General features: G+C 47.6%; 21 protein-coding genes. 9 read left to right on the top strand and 12 right to left on the bottom strand.

Features of this window, described 5'->3' with window-relative positions; genetic code table 11:
* Positions 1-163 precede the first annotated feature (163 nt).
* The gene (locus A596_RS02020) at positions 164-916 is read right to left on the bottom strand and encodes an SDR family oxidoreductase (RefSeq protein ID WP_039912356.1); all 753 of its coding nucleotides are present in this window, start codon (positions 914-916) and stop codon (positions 164-166) included.
* Between the two features lie 214 nt (positions 917-1,130).
* Here A596_RS02020 and A596_RS02015 point away from each other — a divergent pair, with 214 nt between their 5' ends.
* From A596_RS02015 to A596_RS02005, 3 genes are all read left to right on the top strand, one after another.
* Positions 1,131-2,036, top strand: a complete 906-nt coding sequence (locus A596_RS02015) for an AraC family transcriptional regulator (protein WP_039912513.1) — start codon at positions 1,131-1,133, stop codon at positions 2,034-2,036.
* 163 nt (positions 2,037-2,199) lie between these two features.
* On the top strand, positions 2,200-2,400 hold the full coding sequence (locus tag A596_RS22860; protein ID WP_152600074.1) for a hypothetical protein: 201 nt from the start codon (positions 2,200-2,202) through the stop codon (positions 2,398-2,400).
* 533 nt (positions 2,401-2,933) lie between these two features.
* Entirely contained in the window at positions 2,934-4,175 is a 1,242-nt protein-coding gene (locus tag A596_RS02005) for a sensor domain-containing diguanylate cyclase (RefSeq protein ID WP_160280061.1), read from the top strand.
* A gap of 15 nt (positions 4,176-4,190) precedes the next feature.
* Here the strand turns inward: A596_RS02005 and A596_RS02000 are convergent, their stop codons facing one another.
* The 5 genes from A596_RS02000 to A596_RS01980 form a co-directional block, all read right to left on the bottom strand.
* Positions 4,191-4,877, bottom strand: coding sequence for a DUF1919 domain-containing protein (locus A596_RS02000; protein WP_052417147.1), 687 nt, complete (start codon positions 4,875-4,877; stop codon positions 4,191-4,193).
* A gap of 162 nt (positions 4,878-5,039) precedes the next feature.
* Entirely contained in the window at positions 5,040-5,372 is a 333-nt protein-coding gene (gene nirD / locus A596_RS01995; protein ID WP_039912354.1) for a nitrite reductase small subunit NirD, read from the bottom strand.
* Between the two features lie 124 nt (positions 5,373-5,496).
* Positions 5,497-8,037: a nitrite reductase large subunit NirB gene (gene nirB / locus A596_RS01990; RefSeq protein WP_039912353.1), complete on the bottom strand. Its 2,541-nt coding sequence runs from the start codon at positions 8,035-8,037 to the stop codon at positions 5,497-5,499.
* A gap of 58 nt (positions 8,038-8,095) precedes the next feature.
* Positions 8,096-8,890: a uroporphyrinogen-III C-methyltransferase gene (cobA, locus tag A596_RS01985; RefSeq protein ID WP_039912510.1), complete on the bottom strand. Its 795-nt coding sequence runs from the start codon at positions 8,888-8,890 to the stop codon at positions 8,096-8,098.
* 205 nt (positions 8,891-9,095) lie between these two features.
* Entirely contained in the window at positions 9,096-9,524 is a 429-nt protein-coding gene (locus tag A596_RS01980; RefSeq protein WP_039912352.1) for a hypothetical protein, read from the bottom strand.
* 7 nt (positions 9,525-9,531) lie between these two features.
* Here A596_RS01980 and moaA point away from each other — a divergent pair, with 7 nt between their 5' ends.
* A complete protein-coding gene (moaA, locus tag A596_RS01975; protein WP_039912350.1) occupies positions 9,532-10,521 on the top strand; it encodes a GTP 3',8-cyclase MoaA in 990 nt (329 codons plus the stop codon).
* 98 nt (positions 10,522-10,619) lie between these two features.
* Positions 10,620-11,135 (top strand): molybdenum cofactor biosynthesis protein B, encoded by a 516-nt coding sequence (moaB, locus tag A596_RS01970; protein WP_039912349.1) that lies wholly within the window; start codon positions 10,620-10,622, stop codon positions 11,133-11,135.
* Positions 11,136-11,185: 50 nt separating this feature from the next.
* Here moaB and A596_RS01965 read toward each other — a convergent pair whose 3' ends face one another.
* From A596_RS01965 to modA, 3 genes are all read right to left on the bottom strand, one after another.
* The gene (locus A596_RS01965) at positions 11,186-11,857 is read right to left on the bottom strand and encodes an ATP-binding cassette domain-containing protein (RefSeq protein WP_039912348.1); all 672 of its coding nucleotides are present in this window, start codon (positions 11,855-11,857) and stop codon (positions 11,186-11,188) included.
* On the bottom strand, positions 11,850-12,545 hold the full coding sequence (gene modB / locus A596_RS01960) for a molybdate ABC transporter permease subunit (RefSeq protein WP_039912347.1): 696 nt from the start codon (positions 12,543-12,545) through the stop codon (positions 11,850-11,852). The genes A596_RS01965 and modB overlap by 8 nt, the downstream gene beginning before the upstream one ends.
* An 81-nt stretch (positions 12,546-12,626) precedes the next feature.
* Positions 12,627-13,403 carry a molybdate ABC transporter substrate-binding protein gene (gene modA, locus A596_RS01955; RefSeq protein ID WP_052417146.1) on the bottom strand — a complete coding sequence of 259 codons (777 nt, stop codon included), beginning with the start codon at positions 13,401-13,403 and terminating at the stop codon, positions 12,627-12,629.
* Between the two features lie 454 nt (positions 13,404-13,857).
* Here modA and A596_RS01950 point away from each other — a divergent pair, with 454 nt between their 5' ends.
* On the top strand, positions 13,858-15,873 hold the full coding sequence (locus A596_RS01950) for a putative bifunctional diguanylate cyclase/phosphodiesterase (RefSeq protein ID WP_235425594.1): 2,016 nt from the start codon (positions 13,858-13,860) through the stop codon (positions 15,871-15,873).
* A gap of 7 nt (positions 15,874-15,880) precedes the next feature.
* On the opposite strand, the gene A596_RS01945 is transcribed toward A596_RS01950, so the two are convergent.
* From A596_RS01945 to nudE, 3 genes are all read right to left on the bottom strand, one after another.
* On the bottom strand, positions 15,881-16,096 hold the full coding sequence (locus A596_RS01945) for a hypothetical protein (protein WP_039912346.1): 216 nt from the start codon (positions 16,094-16,096) through the stop codon (positions 15,881-15,883).
* 254 nt (positions 16,097-16,350) lie between these two features.
* Entirely contained in the window at positions 16,351-17,241 is an 891-nt protein-coding gene (gene cysQ, locus A596_RS01940; RefSeq protein WP_039912345.1) for a 3'(2'),5'-bisphosphate nucleotidase CysQ, read from the bottom strand.
* Positions 17,242-17,250: 9 nt separating this feature from the next.
* Positions 17,251-17,820: an ADP compounds hydrolase NudE gene (gene nudE, locus A596_RS01935; RefSeq protein WP_039912343.1), complete on the bottom strand. Its 570-nt coding sequence runs from the start codon at positions 17,818-17,820 to the stop codon at positions 17,251-17,253.
* Between the two features lie 42 nt (positions 17,821-17,862).
* On the opposite strand from nudE, the gene yrfG reads away from it, so the two are divergent.
* The 3 genes from yrfG to hslO all read left to right on the top strand — a co-directional run bounded on the left by yrfG (position 17,863) and on the right by hslO (position 19,966).
* On the top strand, positions 17,863-18,540 hold the full coding sequence (gene yrfG, locus A596_RS01930; protein WP_039912341.1) for a GMP/IMP nucleotidase: 678 nt from the start codon (positions 17,863-17,865) through the stop codon (positions 18,538-18,540).
* Positions 18,541-18,562: 22 nt separating this feature from the next.
* Positions 18,563-18,991 carry an RNA-binding S4 domain-containing protein gene (locus A596_RS01925; RefSeq protein ID WP_039912340.1) on the top strand — a complete coding sequence of 143 codons (429 nt, stop codon included), beginning with the start codon at positions 18,563-18,565 and terminating at the stop codon, positions 18,989-18,991.
* 69 nt (positions 18,992-19,060) lie between these two features.
* On the top strand, positions 19,061-19,966 hold the full coding sequence (hslO, locus tag A596_RS01920) for an Hsp33 family molecular chaperone HslO (protein ID WP_039912339.1): 906 nt from the start codon (positions 19,061-19,063) through the stop codon (positions 19,964-19,966).
* Positions 19,967-20,319 lie beyond the last annotated feature (353 nt).

Genomic DNA, 20,319 nt, shown 5'->3' with positions numbered 1-20,319 from the left:
CCCGTTTGGTAGCACGGGCTGCAGTCTGAAACCTTCCGTTAAGGTAAGGTCAAGCACCGGCAAATTATGTCAGTAGCCTTGCAGCGAATTGCCACGATGGTAACTGTCAGCAGCGGCGGCTGAACCGGTTTTCACCAGGTGACCATAACCAATGACTAAACAGTTAATAAGGGCTTTGGGTCGGACGGATAATAATTTCACTCACATCAACATCGGCCGGTTGCTCAATCGCGTACACAATTGCCCGTGCGATGGCGTCCGGCTTAAGCGCGATCTGGCGAAATTCATTCATCGCCGCGCGCGCCGCCGGATCGGAAATGGAATCTGCCAATTCCGATTCCACCACACCGGGGGAAATAATCGTAACGCGAATATCGCCCCCCAATTGCTCCTGGCGCAAGCCCTCGGAAATCGCACGCACTGCATATTTGGTAGCGCAATAGACGGCGGCTGTCGGGTAAACCGCATGACCGCCAATCGACGATATGTTGATAAAGTGACCCTGCCCCTGCGACTTCATCACCGGCAAACCGGCAGCGATTCCATAGAGCACGCCTTTAATATTGACGTCCACCATATGCTCCCATTCATCGATCTTTAATTCTTCGAGAGCAGAAAGCGGCATTACACCGGCGTTATTTACGATCACATCCACGCGGCCAAATTGTTCGCGCGCCAAATAGATTAACGCATCGACCTGCTCTTTGCGGGCAACATCAGTTGCCAGGAAAGCCACAGAGCCGCCCGTTGCGCGGATCTTTTCCGCCAACAATTCAAGACGCTCCTGGCGACGCGCGCCCAACACCACGGTGTGGCCAGCCTGCGCTAACGCCAGTGCGGCAGTTTCGCCAATACCACTGCTGGCACCAGTGATAACAATGATTTTTTTCTGACGGGTAGGTTGAAAATGTGACATGGATAGCTCCTTAACTAAGGGCCGGTGAATTCCGTCCCGATGGAGCCACTATAGGGAGCAGGGTATTTTTGCCGGTAGCCGATTCCTCGCCAGTCATTGCCTAAAACTCCAGACTCAACGCCGATCGGTTCAACCATTAATCGCAAGCAGTTACACTCACATGCATCAAATTGGTAATGGCGAACCACGAGAGAGACACCCGATGAGCAATCAAATGGACCATCTTGTAGCCGAACTGGCGATGCGTGCGCGCCGCCTGGCATTGAATGAAGGTATGACGCCCACCGCCCTCGAATGCTTGCAATTATTTCGCAGCGACCAGCCCACCGAAATAACCCATAGCATTTATGAACCCTCGGTGTGCATCATCGCACAAGGGCAAAAGCAGGCGCGCCTGGGCGACGAGACCTACGTGTACAACCCATCGCATTATCTGGTAGCGGCGGTGGACTTACCGGTACGCGGCCAGGTGATTGAAGCTACTCCGGAACATCCGTACCTGTGCATCCGGTTGGGATTAAAACCGCAAAAAATTAGCGAGATGTTTATTGAAAACCGCCAACTATTGCGGCCGGAAAAAACACCCGCGCGCGGGCTGTTTGTGAGCCAGGCGAATTACCAATTACTCGATGCGGTACTGCGCTTGATGCGCTTGCTGGATACTCCAGAGGACCTGCCAATCCTGGCGCCGATGGTGGAGCGGGAAATCCTGTATCGACTACTGCAAGATGAACAAGCCATTACCCTGCAACAAACTGCACAGACAGATAGCCACGCACAACAAATTGCACGCGTCATCACCGCATTAAAACGTGATTTCCATAAAAACTGGCGAATTGAGGATCTGGCGCAAATGGCCTGTATGAGCAACTCGGCACTGCATGCGCATTTCAAAAGCATCACCAATATGACGCCGCTGCAATTTCAAAAACAATTACGGCTGCAAGAAGCGCGACGTTTATTGTTCAGTGAAAACCTGGATGCGGCAACCGCAAGCCATCGCGTAGGCTATGAAAGCCCTTCACAATTTAATCGCGAATATCACCGCCTGTTTGGATTACCACCAGTGCGCGACCTTGCGCGTATACGCAACACCGCACCGGAATTATTAAATGCGTAACGAGGATGAATCACGTAGCGTCTATTTCTTACAGATCATTACTTGAACAGGGAAGTGGTTGCCAAATAAATAGAAGAGTTACTTCGAATAATTATTTACAACCGGCGCTGGCGTTGCCTGTTTCGATGAAACTGCTGAAGAATTTTCATGCGGCTGGATTTTATTGAGCACAGAGGAATTGCTGGTTGAAAATCCAGCAGGCGATGCTTCCTTTCCAGAAAAAACATCGCCCCACCAGGATACACAAAACAGCGCAAACAAACTGGCTGATGCCAGCATCACCACCGCAAACGCCTTATTCATCGTTATTATCTCTGAGGTGATGGGCAATCGAAAAACACACGCCGGCCATCTTCTGCAATAACAGAAATGGCTGCCAGGTTTGCCCGGACAGAACTCCAGTGAGGTTTAACAATCGCCGAGGGAAAATAATTTATTGTGCGTTATTGTGGGTGCTATTTTCCGCGAGTGGAGTGAAGAAAAAATGAACGGGCTTCACAAGTTTTTTTTGCATAAAAATTTGTTTTTTAGAACTGTGATAAAGGTCGCCGGAAAAATAAACCTTGGTCAAATCGGTTTTCTTTACAATTTTTTGTAATTAATCAATTACCGCAAATCAATAATGCCAAGCAGATACAGGTTTTATCTGCTGCCAATTCGCAAAATTACATGTCAGGCACAGTTATTGCCCGTTAATGCGAATACCTTAAGCGCCTGTTCGCAATCGTTCGCGAAAAAGACAACCTTCGGGCAAAGCTGCCACTACACTCAGACGTATCTTTTTAAGGAGTTTTATTGCGATGACATCGGATCCATTTTTTAAGGCCGCCATCGATGCAAACAACGGAGTGGCCGCAGGCGGTGGTCCCATTGGTTTGGTGGATATCGGTGAATAACGTGCGTAAGGTTGCAGCCGGTTTTTTAATGACCTGTGCGGGTGGATTGATTGCGCACAGTGTTCACTCCGCCGTAACGGCCCCCGTCACCAATACCGATTGGCTTTATGTGGGGATCGCTATTTCCAGCGGCCTCCTGCTTATTTTTGCAGCAGGTTTACACACCTATCGCGTGAACAGCAAATTGCACAATATGGTGCGCTTGATGCGCAGTGCCGATGTACAGCAACGCAATCACAATCTCGTGCTAGCCCAAATCGCCGCGGATGACCCACTCGACGAAATCCTCACCAGCCTTGTGCACGGCGTGGAGCATATCAAGCCCGAGTTAAAGTGCAGTATTTTGCGCATCAACCAGGAACAACAGCATTTTCTCCTCGCCGCTGCGCCTAGCTTGCCGGATATTTATAACCATGCCCTCGACGGCCTGCCCATCGATGAAACCCTGGGGGCATTTGGCGAAGCAGCCGTAACCGGCAAGCGGGTGATCAATGCAGATATTCAATCGCATCCCAACTGGTATGGTTTGCGTGAGGTAGCCGCGCAAGCCGGGCTCGCTTCGTGCTGGGCCGAGCCGATTCACAACCACGGCCGTTGCCTGGGAGTATTTGTAATCTATAAAGCCACGTGCGGTGAGCCGGATAGTGATGAAATTAAATTGATTGAAGAATCGGTTTATCTCGCGGAGATTGCCATCGAACGCAAACTTTCGCTGGAAGCGTTGCGCAAAAGCGAAGAGCTTCATCGCATTATGGCGCAGCACGATAGCCTGACCGGATTGCCTAACCGCGCATTGTTCGCGGACCGTTTGCAACAAGCTCTCAGTTATTGTAAACGACACCAACGTGTACTTGCCGTGATGCTCCTGGATCTGGATAAATTCAAACCAGTTAACGATCACTATGGCCACGCCGTTGGCGATGAGCTTTTAAAACAAGTGACCCAGCGTTTGCTCACTTGCGTGAGGTCATCGGACACAGTAGCGCGCATCGGTGGTGATGAGTTTGTAATTTTATTGCATCAAATTGATGATATGGCGCAAGCCAATATCGTGAGTGAAAAAATCCAGCAGTCCCTCACCAAACCATTTTCACTGGATGGCCAGACAATCCATATTGGTTGCAGTATTGGTGCAGCATTTTATCCGCAGGATGCGCAAGAGACACATGAGCTGACCCAGATTGCAGACCAACGCATGTATCTCAATAAAAGCGCTTCATCCAGAGTTACCCACTCGATTTGATAGCAGGCCGATCGTTCATTTTAAAACCAGCACACTTAACAGGCGCGCACTCAATGTGCGCTCCACAGTACCCTGTTTAATCCAACTGGTAACATCAAAGTATCCATAGCGCCGGTTAAACTGTTTTGCGCCATCAATTAACTCGTCAGAATTTTCCTCTCGCATCCATGGAATGCAAATGTGCCCGGGAGCGGGAAAGGGGTGGATTCCCAGTGACAATTTCATTTTTTGCGGCAGTGCATGGAAGCGTTGTAATTGCTCATAGGTGCAGCCTTCACGGTCGCACAATTTAAAATAGCAATCTACTCCCTGGGCACGGGCCTGGTTCATTCGCGCCAGGCGACGCTGCCATTTGGCCAGCGCTTCTTCTGCTGACTTGTAGTGCAGAAAATGAATTTCGACATCGCGCAGATAACCTACCGGATAATGCGTTTGCCGGGTTGAATACCGGGTGGTATTCCCGAATGAAAGTTCAGAGCCCAAATATTCATCGAAGTTTTCCAACAATCGCAAATAACATTCGGGATGCAAAAATAATCCCACAAACGGCGTGTTGTATTCACGCCCTAACGACTCATACAAATTGTAACCCCAACAATTGTTAGCCACCAAAATAAATGGCTTGTTACGCAATTGTTTTTTTTCATAGCGTGAATACACCCGTGCCCGAGTGCGTTTTAAAAACTCTCGTAGCTGTTTCATAATAATTTCCCCAAGCTGCCTGATCAAAGTCCGGTCTCGTATTGACAGTTAAACACCACCAATAAAAAAGGGCAACCCATAGGATTGCCATTAAGCCGACTCATGAAGCAGTCGAAGAAGGGGCCGCTCACGCATACAATAAATTATTCCCAACTCATGCAATCACGCCTGAATTTGCACCAAACCATCATCCAGTCGCACCGGAAAAACCGGAATTTTGTACCCGGGTTTTTCCAGGCACTCCCCGGTGCGCAGGTTGTAATGCTCCTTATAAAGCGGCGATGCCACAACCACTTCATCACCTATAGAACCAATCATTCCTCGCGATAGGACATTGGCCTCACCAACAGGATCGTAGTTGGACACCGCAAAAACTTCATTCAACCGGCGCGAACGAAAAATCGCTACCTGTTGTTTGTTCACCAGCGCGCACACACCGGTGTCTGGTAATAAATCATTAATTTCGCACACGCTGATCCAGGGTTTTTCGCTCATGATTTTTTCTCGCTAAATCGTGGATTAAACCAACTTTTCGTAGCCCGTATGGGCTTTGCGCAATACAGGATCGTTAAGTTATTTACCGTCCCGTATTTCGTTACACTCCGTACGGGCTGGATTGTTAATCAACTAATTCTACCAATTGGATATTGTTGCTCTTGCGCTCCAGTGCCGTCGCCGGGCGAATTTGTTCACGCTCTACCACGTATGCAAGGTTGTCATCCCTGGCTTCGCTATTAATGAAATGTTTGAAACGTTTTTGCAATTCTTCATTTTCAACCGTGGTTTTCCATTCGCATTGGTATTGGCTGATGTTGTAATTCATTTGCGCTTCAAGTTCTTCACATAAACCCAGTTTATCGTCGATAACTACTTTCTTCAGGTAATCCAGGCCGCCTTCCATGTTTTCCATCCACACCGATGTACGTTGCAAACGATCAGCAGTGCGAATGTAGAACATCATTACGCGGTCGATATATTTAATCAGCGTGACGTCATCCAGGCCGGTAGCAAATAAATCCGCGTGGCGCGGGCGCATACCCCCATTGCCGCACACATACAAACTCCAGCCGGTTTCAGTCGCAATTACACCAAAATCTTTTGACTGCGCTTCCGCACATTCGCGCGTACAGCCCGACACAGCGAATTTCATTTTGTGGGGCGAGCGCACACCTTTGTAACGGTTCTCTAACATTACTGCCATACCAACGGAATCCAATACACCGTAACGACACCAGGTAGAACCCACACAAGATTTCACCGTACGCAATGATTTTCCGTAGGCATGGCCGGTTTCAAAACCGGCATCAACCAGTTTTTTCCAGATGGCAGGCAATTGATGCAATTGTGCGCCGAATAAATCGATACGTTGTCCACCAGTAATTTTGGTGTAGAGCTTGTATTCTTTCGCCACCTCACCGAGCACAATTAATTTTTCCGGAGTGATCTCACCACCGGCAATACGCGGCACAATGGAGTAACTACCATCTTTTTGCATATTGCCAAGGAAAATATCGTTAGTGTCTTGCAGGCCGATATGTTTTTTATCCAGAACATATTCATTCCAGAAACCGGCAAGGATTGAACCCACCGCCGGTTTACAAATATCGCAACCTAAACCGCGACCGTGTTGATCGAGCAAATCATCAAAGGTTTTGATTTGTTTGATGCGGACGATATCCGCCAATTCCCGACGTGAATGGGGAAAGTGCTCGCAAATATGATTACTGACTTCTACGCCGATTTTTTTCAACTCGGAATCCATTACTTGTTTGGCCAGCGCGGAACAACCACCGCAACCGGTAGACGCTTTGGTGATGGCTTTGATATCGCCCATGGTGCGTGCACCGTCTTGCACTGCGCAGCAAATTGCACCTTTACTCACATCGTAACAAGAACACACACACGCAGACTCAGGCAACGCATCCACACCGATTGCAGCACCGCCACCATCAACATTGGGTAGGATCAAACAATTGGGATCTTCCGGTAAATCCATGCCGTTAACGCACATGGATTGCAAAGTACCGTAGGCTTCTACATCGCCCACCAATACTGCGCCCAATAATTTTTTATTGTCCGCAGAAACAATAATACGTTTATAAACTTCTTCTACATCGTTGCTATAGGTGTAACTGAGTGAACCGGGAGTATTGCCATGTGCGTCACCAACAGATGCCACATCAACGCCGAGCAATTTTAATTTAGTGCTCATATCGGCACCCGTAAATTGATCCTTGCCGCCCGTGATATGGGACAAAGCCACTTTCGCCATTTGGTAACCGGGCGCAACCAAACCGTAAATACGATTATTCCATAGCGCACATTCGCCAATTGCGTACACATCTTTAACCGTTGTCTGGCAATTGTTGTCGACCACAATACCGCCGCGCTCACCCAAACCTATACCACATTTGCGCGCAAGTTCATCTTGCGGACGAATACCTGCAGAGAACAAAATCATATCGGTTTCCAGATGACTGCCATCCGCAAAATTCATGCGGTAGCGCGACTCGGCACCAGCAACAATTTCATTGGTTGCTTTTTGCGTGTGAACGCGCACACCAATGCTTTCAATTTTACGACGCAGCAATTTACCGCCACCTTCATCCAATTGGACGGCCATCAAGCGCGGTGCAAATTCCACCACGTGGGTTTCAAGGCCAGCCGCTTTCAAGGCAGCCGCAGCTTCCAATCCCAACAGGCCACCACCAACAACCACGCCAATTTTGCTTTGCTGTGCCGAAGCAGTAATGCGCTCCAGGTCTTCAATCGTGCGATATACCAGGCAATGCTCACCGTTGTTACCCGGGATTGGCGGAACAAACGGAAATGAACCGGTGGCCAGGATTAACTTGTCGTAAGCTTCGCGGCGGCCTGATGCAGTAATGATTTCCTTGTTATCAAAGTCCAGATCGATAACTTTATCACCCAGGATATATTGCACACCTTTTTCATTGTAATAATCTGTGCTGGTCAGCATCAGGTCTTCAGCCGTGGAACCGGAAAAATATTTTGAAAGCTGTACACGGTCATAAGCAAGGCGCGACTCTTCCGAGAACGTAATAACCTGATATTGATCGCGGTCAGCGTGATTCACCAGGTTATCAATAAATTTGTGGCCAACCATTCCATTGCCAACAACAACAATACGCGTCTTCATATCTGCCTCACGGTCGTAAAATTTTTGTATTAGTTAATTCGTACAGAAATTAAAAACATCACGCCAATAAATAGTGTGCTTCAGCGGCATGCGCCTTAACGGTAGATTGTAATTTTTCTTTCATACGCACCACTTCACCCACAATAATTAGTGCCGGTGATTGCACTTGCTCGCGAATGACATCTGCCGGCAATTCACTTAACGTAGAGATAATATTGCGCTGGTCTTTACGGCAGCCGTTTTCGATAATCGCCACCGGAGTATCCGCCGCCAAACCACCGGCCAATAATTTTGCAGAAATATCATTAGCGCGTGTCAGGCCCATATAAAAAACCAGGGTGTGTTTTAATTGCGCCAACGCATCCCAATTCACATCCAGGTTTTTTTCCGCGTGGCCGGTGACGAATGTACAGCCCTGGGATAAACCGCGATGGGTTAAAGGAATATCAGCGTAGGTACTGCATCCCGATGCGGAGGTAATACCGGGAATAACGTCTGCATCGATACCTGCCGTACGCAGCGCCAATAACTCTTCACCCCCGCGCCCAAATACAAAGGGATCGCCACCTTTAATACGGCAAACGTTTAACCCCAGTTGCGCCTGGCTGACTAATAATTGGTTTAAATTTTCCTGGGCAATACTGTGTTTATTTTTTGCTTTGCCAACATAGAAAGAGGGAATATTTTTAGGAAAGAGCGCGCGAATTTCTGCGCTCACCAGATAATCGTAAAAAATAACATCGGCAGAATTGATAGCTCGCAGTGCTTTCAGCGTAAGCAATTCAGCATCACCTGGACCTGCGCCGACGAGCCACACTTTTCCTGCGCGGATTTTCTTACCCTGACCATCCATTTTTTTAGCCTGTCCATCGCCACCGCTCCGCGCTTTCAACATCGTGGAAGGAAGACCTTCAACATTGGCTTTAAAAAAATCCGGAGCTTTAAGAAAATTATTCATGGCGACACCTGCATTTTGATTACACAGGGGTAATTGCAAGGCAAATGCCACAAAATAATTTTAACGGAAAAATAATTTTTTCTTTATGTGGATCAGTTACTTATTGGCAACCAACACGCATTATCCGGCGCAGCTTTGAATTGCCTGCCTGCACTATCAAACCATTTTGTGTTTTCTGTTGGTGCAAAGTCGCACCAATTGATAGCAAAAAATGATTTTCCGATTTTGCAAAAACGCACCACTTAAAAACAAAGAGGTGGTGCATTGCGCACCACCAACAAACATATTTGATTTTTTGGCCCGTAATTTCACCAATGCAGATTCCCGCATCAGCCACCAACACACAGAAAAGTGCCCTCCTAGTCCGGATTGGCGGTGTAAAATTAAAAAAATCACCATTTTGGATCAAGGTTTTCGCCACCAGCTGATAACCATAAGTCCAACCTGGCAACTGGTTTGCTAGCCTCAATGAAAACCCTTGAGCCAACCCTACGGCAGGGTTAGAGTGGCCGTATTGCAGGACAAACATCTTATATATGCCATTGATCGATAGCTTCGGCCGCACCGTTAATTATGTACGCTTGTCAGTCACTGACCGTTGCGACCTGCGCTGTATTTATTGCATGGCCGAAAACATGACCTTCCTGCCCCGCCACGAAGTCTTGAGCATTGAGGAGTTCACCAGCCTCGGCCAGGCCTTTGTTGGACTGGGTGTCACCAAGCTGCGCATTACTGGCGGTGAGCCACTTGTACGGCGCGGCACTATCGAGCTGTTACAAAACCTCGGCCAATTGCGCGGCCTGCATGAGCTGTGCCTCACCACCAATGGCACCCACCTGCCCCAATATGCCCAAGCCATCCGCGACGCTGGAGTGCAGCGTATCAATATCAGCCTGGACAGCCTCAATCCCGAACGCTTTCGCCGGCTCACGCGTTTCGGAGACCTGAACCAGGTATTGGATGGAATCACGGCCGCGCAAAACGCCGGGCTGAAAATCAAATTGAATTGCGTTGCCTTGAAACATTACAACGCCGATGAAGTTCCTGCGCTGGTGCAATTTGCTCTGGATGAAGGGCTGGATATCAGTTTTATCGAGGAGATGCCGCTCGGCAAAATCAATGACCATGGCCGCGCTGCCGAATATGTCAGCAGCGATGATTTGCGCAACCAATTGGCGCGCGACTACAGCTTGTTCCCACAAGAAAACTCACATTCAGATGCAGGGCCTTCGCGTTACTGGCGGGTGGCAGGATTTAATTCACGCATCGGTTTTATCTCGCCCCACTCACACAATTTTTGCGGCAGTTGCAATCGCGTACGCGTCACCGCGACGGGCCGATTGCTTTTATGTTTAGGCAATGAACACAGCGTGGATCTGCGCACGCAACTGCGCGCTGCAAATTATTCAGAAGCCGCACTACGCGAAGCCATCATCAATTCCATGCAACACAAACCGGAAAAACATTTTTTCGATTTACATGAAGAGCCGCAGATTGTGCGGTTTATGAATATGACAGGTGGATAATTTTACTCAGGGATAGTAATGGCAAAAAAACAACGCCATTTTTTTGATACGGGTAAATACAACCTGGCAAACCCGATAATATTTTTTGGATCTTAATTATGTCAGCCCAAAAGCCATTTGAACCACTAAACATCTGTGTGCTCACCGTATCGGATACACGCAATTTTGAAACCGATACTTCCGGCCAGAAATTGCAGGATTTATTAACAACAGCCGGGCATAAATTGCATGATCGCAAACTGGTAACGGATGATATTTACCAAATCCGTGCCGTGGTTTCCAATTGGATCGTCGATTCACAAGCACAAGTGGTATTAATTACTGGCGGCACCGGTTTTGCGGGGCGCGATTCAACTGTAGAAGCCATGACACCGCTGTTTGATAAAACCGTAGTAGGTTTTGGTGAATTATTTCGCCAGGTTTCCTACGAAGAAATTGGTACATCTACCATTCAATCGCGCGCAACAGCGGGCCTCGCCAATCGCACATTGATTTTTTGTTTGCCCGGCTCTACCGGCGCGTGCAATACCGCCTGGACTAAAATCATTGAAGCCCAACTCGATGCGCGTAACAAGCCCTGCAACTTTGTTGGCCAACTACAAATCACACAATAAGAACATAAAAATGAGTGAAAAAAATAACACAATTTTGCACGCCTGAAAATTCAGGTGCGCGTCATGCTGGATGAGGAAATTGCGTTTTTATGCAAGCCGCCATCGCGAACAACAAAACGTTGCGACGTTAAAAATTCCAATTCGCTAAACGCGTGAGTGACATAAATCATAGGTATTTTACACTCATCGTAAATGCGCAAAAAAAACGGCAGGATTTGCTGCTTCAAACGTTCATCCAGTGCCGAGAGCGGTTCATCCAGCAATAATAATTCCGGTGAATAAAGTACCGCGCGCCCAAGTGCAACGCGCTGTTTTTCGCCGCCCGACAAATGTGCGGGCTTGCGCTCCAGCAGTTGACCAATCTCCAATAACTCCACCACCGCATCCAGTGAAAACCGGCGCTGTTCGGGTGCAATATTGTTATAGCCGTACAATAAATTATTGCGCACGGATAAATGCGGCAACAGCTGACCATCCTGAAATACCAAACCGATGTGGCGCTGGTGTGGTGGAACCCAATTGCGGGAGTTAGTATCGCATAATGTTTTTCCATTCAACGCGATAGTTCCTTGTTGCGGTTTTAACAAACCGGCGACCAACGCCAGCAATGTACTTTTACCACTACCGGAGGCGCCGAAAATTCCCGTGACAGGCGCAGGGAATTGTTGATGTATCGTTAGGGAAAATTCATCGCGTTGAAAATAAATATCCAATTCAAGCACGGCGTACTCCTAACCAGCGCTCTGCGCGACGGGTTAATAAATTGCTGACCAGCAACGAAAAGAACGCGAGCGATACACAAATTAAAATCAACCGTACCGCCATCGCATCGCCATCGATTTGATGAGTAGCAGAATAAATGGCAAGCGGCAGTGTGCGCGTTTCACCGGCAATATTGCCCACAAATGTAATAGTCGCGCCAAATTCACCGAGCGAGCGACTGAACACCATGATCGCGCCAATTAAGATACCCGGCAACATTAATGGCAACGTAACCGTAAGCCAAACTTTAAACGGGCTTGCTCCCAACGTGCTGGCTGCCAACTCCAAACGGCGATCAATCATTTGCACCGATAATTTTGCGGCCTGTACCATCAACGGAAACGCGATAACAGCAGACGCTAATACCGCGCCTTTCCAGTTAAATGCAAATTCAATATCGAAATGGGTTTTTAACCACTGCCCCACCGCGCCTTGCGAACCAAACACGACCAGTAATAAATAGCCCGGTACTGTGGGCGGCAACACCATCGGCAAAAACAACATGGCTTCCAATACCGGTTTGGCAACAAATTCCTTGCGCGCCAGCAACCAACCAAAAAAAACGCCGGGGAAAATACAGAGGAAGGTTGCCCACAAACCGACTTGCGCCGATAAACCAAGTACCTGCCATTCAGAGTTTGTAAGCATAAAAATAAACGGTGTTAATTGTTGGTGGGTTAATTATTGATGAATTCGTTATTGATAGGTTCGTTATTGATAGGTTCGTTATTAATGTGCAGGCTTAAATCCATACTGTGAAAAAATTTCCCGTGCAGTCGCTGATTGCAGGAACTGCCAGAAAGCCTGTGCATCAGGGCTGGCATTTTTGGTTAATCCACCGGGATACACAATAGGCAAATGGCTTTCTGCCGGAAATGCAGCAACAACTAATACGTTTTTCGTCAGGAGCGCATCAGTTCTATACACGATTCCCAACGCACATTCGCCACGCTCCACAAATGCCAGCGCGCTGCGTACATCTTCAGTGCCGACAAGGCGCGCATGTATTGCATCCCACCATCCGTAATAACTTAAAGCTTGTTTCGCATATTTTCCTACCGGGACAGAGGCGGGTTCACCGGTGCATAATTTACCGCTAAAACCGGCCGCCAAATTGCTACTTTTCTCCAGTTTAATTTGCAGCGGACGGCTTACCGGCGCAATCAATACCAATTCATTTGCCAGTAAATCCACACGGCTTTTAACATCCAGCAGGTTGCGCGCTTGTAGATAATCAGCCCAGTCTTTATCAGCAGAAATAAAAATATCGGCAGGGGCGCCGTTTTCGATTTGCCTGGCCAGGGTCGATGACCCTGCAAACACCGGTTTGATGGGTAGCGCTGGATGGGTTTGTTGATAGGTTTTTACCAACGCCGTAATTGCATCGGTCAAACTTGCCGCCGCATATATTTTTACATCGGCCGCATGCACTGCGTTAGCGATGAACAGTGTACATAACAATACGCCTGTTTTTAATGAATTGAGAATCGACGCCCGGTTATGCACAGCCTAGCCTCCTTAACGTGTAAATTCAGATTTCGCTGTATATGCTTGTATACAAAGAAGTGCAAGTCAACAATGATCGACTCACGAATTATTTCTCCATACTGTAAAAGCTCAGGATAAAAACCAGGCTACCATTCAATCTGCAGAGCGAGTTGTATCCTATTACGATATGGCAAAATCCAATTTTATGGACGCACCAAAAATAAACAATGCCAAATAATTTCGCCCCGCATTGGGGAGACGAACCTGTTTTTTTGATCTGCTTCGCGATTTTTCTAGTGATTTTGTCATAAGGCACCGCAACGTTTAGTCATTTTATTAAGAACCCTTAAAAAAACCTTTCGCTGGCAAGCATATTGCTAAATACGCTTGCCATCCACCTATCGGGTTTATTTTCCATCCGGTTTGCTGGTTTTTGATTGCTATTTTATGAGACGTGCCACTGGGCCAAGCCATGAATCAATTGTTGTTACACACGGCGGTGCCCTCGCTGCTCGCCGCAATGGACGCATTGACCCTGGAACCGGATTTTCAAGTATTTTTTAAAAAAGCGGCTGCCGCTGTGCGCAATTTATTGGGCGCGGACGGTACAGCGTTAATTTTATTGGATGAAGAAACCCAGACGTTTGAATACAAATTATTTGAAGGTGAGCACCAACATTTATTAGATGCCTTCAAAGGTTTTCGGTTTTCGGCGGCCAATGGTATTTCCAGCCGGGTTTTAACCAGCAAGACCAGCATATTTACGCGCAATTATCCCGCCGCCCCCGATGCTATGCCGCAATTGGTAAGCGCCGGTTTGCAATCCAATCTGGTGATCCCATTAATTTCTTCTGACCAGGTATTAGGTGTACTTGCCTCATCCTGGTTTAAACATACGAATAGTGTTGCGAATATTTCCCCGCAATTACTAACACTCGCCGAGCGTATCGCAAGCCAGATTGCAGTGGCTTGCCATCGCGAAAAACTGGAAGCGCAATTGCGCTCGCTGGTGACCATTGATCCGCTGACGAAATTACTAAACCGGCGCGGCATTCTGGATTGCCTTGAAAACAGTTTGGAAAAGTTGCACCGTTACAACCGCCCTTTCGCCTGTTTTTTTATTGATGTCGACGGATTGAAATCCGCCAATGATCACTGGGGCCATGAGACTGGTGATTTATTGTTGCGCGATTTAGCCCAACGCCTGGCCGATGTCGTGCGCAAGGGCGATCAGATCGGCCGCTTGGGTGGCGATGAGTTTTTAATTATTGCCGAATGTGATGAATCACATATCGATATCCTGGCTAAACGTTTTTTACAGGCATTACGTATTCCTTACGGGTTTGGGCGCAAGCGTGGTCGCTTGAGTGGCAGTATCGGTATTGTCATGGCGCCACAAGATGGCGTTGATGAAATTAATTTGCTACGCAAGGCCGATGCGGCCATGTATATCGCCAAAAGCCAGGGCGGCGATAGATTCCAGCGCGCTTCGGTGAAAACAGAATTAGCGCAAGAAACACAAATTTCTATTGTCGATGTTGAAGGTGCATTGGAACGCAATGAATTACAGTTGTGGTATCAACCGATTTGCCAATTAAGTGATTTGCATCCGGTTGGCTTTGAAGCGCTGTTGCGCTGGTGCAAGGCGGACGGTGAAATTATCAGCGCAGGCCCGCTTATCCAGGCATTCGAATCGGCGCGCGGCGACCTGGAGTTTCGCGTTGGCAACTGGGTATTGCGTGAGGCTGCGCGACAATGGTGTTTATGGAACATCCATTCATTAACACCGGATATTCATATTAATATTTCACCGCGCCACTTTTTACATCCTACGTTTTTAAATGAATTGCAAAATATTTGCGCTGAGTTTTCTGCATTTGGTCGCGCATTGATTATTGAAATTACCGAGACGGCAATGCTGGAAGATCTTGAGCGTGCCAAACGCATTATGCTGCGTTGTCGCGATCTGGGTGTGCGTATGGCAGTGGATGATTTTGGTACCGGCTATGCATCACTGACATACATAAAACGTTTACCACTCGATATTATTAAAATTGATCGCTCGTTTGTCGCCGAACTGCCGGGCAATAAAGTGGATTGGGATATTACTAAAGGTGTCGTGTCAATTGCTCATGCAGTGGGATTATCAGTCGTCGCAGAAGGTGCAGAGGTATTCGAACAAATTGGCAGCTTGCGCGAATTGGGATGCGATCAGGTGCAAGGTTATTTTATCCATCGCCCCATGCCGTTTACTGATGCGAACGATTGGCTCGGACAACAGATTGCTATGCTCAGTGAAAAAAAATCCATGGAAAAAAATACGCAAGCAGCTAACGAAAGCAGCATGCAACCTATCCACCAGGAGCATGCTGTTAATCACTGGCAACCGGCAAATCACCGGACATTCGCTACCGCGACACGATTACAGCAAGATTTTTTTGATCCGCGTTTTACGCTTGCAAACCCTTGCCGCAATCGCTCTGCATAGATGAAGACTAGTAATGCACGGGCAGGCGGCGCAACATTGCCTGACGTGCATTGATTAACTCCTTGTAAGTTTGGATCATGGTGAAATTCACCTGGTTGCCGTTAAGCTTCAGCTCGGCCAATTGACGCTCGTAATCGGAAATTTCACGTAAGAGTTTATCGCGCAACATATCCGAACGGCTGGTATTAAAATCGGCTTTCAAATTTTTGTTTTGCTTTCTCATCAGTAACACTCCCTAAGAATAACTTCAGCGCAATGAAAAACATTGGCCACCACAAAAAAAACAGAACCGTGGATGCCATAACATAGCATCCGTGATTTAAAGACTAGACCAGATACATCCGCACAAGGTTCAGTGAAATTAGAATATTTTATTCTCTAGGAATTATAACTTTGGTTATAAAACCAGCGGTATTGCCGCTAAGTGAAGCACACGAAATGTTATGAAGGCGGGAGTCAAACGGAACATTAATCCATTTAGCTAACTAACTCTTCTAAGCCGAGCAACCATTCCCAACAAAAACTTTTATCGCCCAACGCATAGAAATGGGGATTTAATAAATCTTCATTGGCGTTGTAGCGCAGCGAGACCAAACTTCGCGACGCATTTGGTTCTGCATGTACAACCCGGCCACCCGCCGCTTCAAGCACTGCTTGCGCGGCCGCAGTATCCCATTCAGACGTTGGTGCGAGGCGCGGATAAAAATCCGCATTGCCTTCAGCAATCACACAAAATTTCAGTGAGCTGCCGGCATTGGTGGTTTCGATAGGCCCCATCCAACGGGATTTAACAGTTTCCATTAAATCCACCGTTGCCTGTGTGCCATGGCGATGACTCAGCAACACCGTGAATGCCTGATGGCTGGCATAACGTTCATTCAGATTGCGCACATGAATACGTTCAGGATTTTGCCCGTGTTGATATTTCCACGCACCGAGGCTTGCCGGACTGCGCGCATCCAGAACGCCGAGATAAGTGACATCAGTTGCAGGCACATGCACTACGCCTAAAATCGGGCGATTATGTTGCACCAACGCGATATTCACGGTGAACTCACCATTACCCGCGATAAATTCCTTGGTGCCATCCAGTGGGTCGACCAACCAGAAATTTTCCCACAGACCGCGATCAACAAATTCCGGGATTTCCCCTTCTTCAGAAATAATAGGTAACGCCAACAGCCGCGGCAATTCTGCGGCAATAAGGTTATTAGCAGCCAAGTCAGCTGCCGTGAGCGGCGATTCATCAGTTTTGTGCTGGATTTGGTAATTATCCCGATCGCGATAAATCACCATAATTGCATCACCGGCGCGGCGCGCCAGATCAACCAACTGTTCAATTAATTCCGGGCCAAGGGGGTGAATCATAATAAATCCTTAAACAGCAGGAGTAGTATCAATCAAGTTTCCAGCCAACCACTCGCGCGCCATAAACAGCGCAGCGATACTGCGCCCCTCACAAACATCGGCGCGGGCAATCAGCTGCATCAGGTCAGCTAATGGATATGGAACCACTTCTATGGGCTCAGGCTCATCGCCTTGCAATCGTTCCGGGTATAAATCCCAGGCAATAACAATATTGATCCCATGTTCCATGTAAGATGGGGAAAGGTTAATGCGCTTGAGGAATTGCAGGTTGCGCGCGCCATATCCCACTTCTTCTTTCAGCTCGCGATTGGCCGCATCCAACAGGGTTTCCCCCTGATCGATGGCACCTTTTGGCAGCGCGAGGTGGTAATCCTCCAATCCGACCGCATATTCACGTACCAAAAGCACCGTATCGGGGTCCAGCAAGGGTACAATAAGCACCGCGCCGGGTCCGCCGGAGCAGAGTTTTTCGTAGGTGCGCTCTTCGCCATTGCTGAAACGCAGGTGGATTTCGTCGGCGCGAAACAGCCGGCTGCGCGCCACGGTAGCGCGCTTTAAAATACTGGGCTTGACGGGCATATGATGTCTACAGGCTAGGCAAATCGTGGTAGAGATGATTTTATGATTAATTGGGACTCAATAGATACAGTCATGTTGGATATGGACGGCACTTTGTTGGATCTCCATTTCGACAACCACTTCTGGCTGGATCACCTGCCCCAACGCTATGCGCAAATCCACAATATCGACCTGGCGGCCGCCCGCCAGAAATTGAGCGAGGCTATCCGCCAGTATGAGGGCACCCTGCAATGGTATTGCCTGGAATTCTGGTCCGACGCATTGGCTCTGGATATCCGCAGTTTGAAAGAAGAAATCAAACACAAAATCCAGATCCGTCCTTATGTGGGAGAGTTTTTAACGCGCCTGCGCAAACTCGGTAAAAAAGTGTTGCTGGTGACTAATGCTCATCCGCAAAGTTTGTCGCTGAAACTGGAAGTCACACAGATCGATCGATGGCTGGATGTGATTATTTCGTCGCACCAATTTAATGAACCCAAAGAATCGCAAAAATTCTGGCAGCAATTGCAAGCCGCTGAACGTTTTGATCCGGCGCGCACCTTATTTATTGATGATACGGCGCGCATCCTGGATTCAGCAAAAGTGTTCGGGATTCATTATGTGCTAGGTATTCATCAACCGGACAGCCAGATCCAGCGCCGTATGGACCAGCACCCGGCGATTTACCATTTCGATGAAATCATGCCACCGCTCAACGCTGAAAATAGCGCAAGCGGCTAAACCAAAAACGGGTACTTCATTAATGGCCAAGCAACAGATTCAAGACGATGACGACGATAAAATCCGTATCGACAAATGGTTATGGGCGGCGCGTTTTTTTAAAACCCGCAACCTCGCCAAAGAAGCCATTGATGGTGGCAAAGTACATTGCAACGGCCAGCGCGTAAAACCCAGTAAAGAAGCGCTGGTTGGAATGGAATTAACCATTCGCCAGAATTGGGATGAAAAAACGGTTGTTATTAAAGCGTTATCCGATCAGCGTCGCGGTGCGCCGGAAGCCGTGCTGTTGTATGAGGAAAGTGACGCAAGTAAAGAGCTGCGTGAAAAACGCGCAGCCGAGCGCAAAGCCGGACTGGGTGCATTTATCGTTAGCGACCACAAACCCAACAAAAAAGAACGCCGCCACATCCATCGTTTTCAACGAATTAATTTATTGGGAAGTGATGAGTAAGTTCATCAAACTATTTTTTTGCAAGATCATCAAAAGTGATTATTTAGTTTACCAAGAGATGTATTAACAATGCCTAGCAATGATTTATTGCACCGTTTTTTATTTGATGACTCCGATATTCGCGGTGAAATAGTAACGCTGAGCGACAGCTATCGCGAAGTGCTCAGCCACAACCAGCAAGCGCCCACCATTCGCCAGCTGCTAGGGGAATTCCTTGCAGCCGTCAGCCTGCTATCCAGCACATTAAAATTTGATGGCCGGATTATTTTGCAAGCGCGCGGTGACGGATTGATCTCCACGATTATGGCCGAATGCAATCATCACAATGACTTGCGCGGCATAGTGCGGATTAATGACGACGTAGAGCTAACCGAAGAACTCGCATTACACGGGACCATGCAACAATTATTAGGTAACGGGGTACTGGTTATCAGTATTGAACCGCAGCGCACTGAAAATTTTGGCGGCAAACTTGAGCGCTACCAGGGCATAGTTCCTATGGATGCAGAGAATCTCGCAGGTTGCCTGGAACATTATTTCCAGCAGTCCGAACAACTCGCAACACGCTTGTGGTTTGCGGCTAATGAAATTTATGCGACCGGTTTTTTAATCCAGGCACTACCACAACAATTAAATACCAACCCCGATGATAATCGCGATAAATGGGAAACCATTATTACACTTGCCGAAACAATTACACCGGAAGAATTGTTGGAACTGGATCATGCTACGGTGCTTTATCGCTTGTTCAACGAACAACCTGTGCGCGTTTTCGAACCAAAAAAATTGCGTTTCTCTTGCAGCTGCTCCAAAGAGCGTTGTGCCAGTGCACTGCTAACCATTGGCAAAGACGAAGTGGAAGAATTGTTAATCGAGAAAGGCCGTATCGATATCGACTGCCAATTCTGCAACCAGCATTATTATTTTGCTGCTGATGAAGTGCGCAAGCTACTGGGCGGAAATGTACTCCACTGATTCGCAAGCGCCGGAATATTTTGTTTCGGCGCATTAATAAATACATAAGTAATATAACCATTTATACTGCCAGCCCGCCATTGCAAAATTCATCTCCGGGAAAATCCACAAAATAATGAAATCAGCTGACTTTTGTCACTGGAGCAATAGGTGAATGAGTCGCTATTTTAAGTGCTCGCTCAAGATTCCGACAAAAACGATAGCTTCACATATCCATATCCGGATTTATGCTTCAGCTTTCATACTTGAAGCGAGCAATTGTTTTCGGAAAACAATGTCACAAATCAATCACGTTATACAAAGAACACACGTCCCACCCACTAAATAGTTAGACAAAAATCAGATTGATCGAT

The sequence above is a fragment of the Cellvibrio mixtus subsp. mixtus J3-8 genome, assembly GCF_000766945.1.
Lineage (GTDB): Bacteria > Pseudomonadota > Gammaproteobacteria > Pseudomonadales > Cellvibrionaceae > Cellvibrio > Cellvibrio mixtus_A.
The sequence above is the reverse complement of the archived record's forward strand: the minus strand, read 5'-3'. Positions and strand labels throughout refer to the sequence as shown.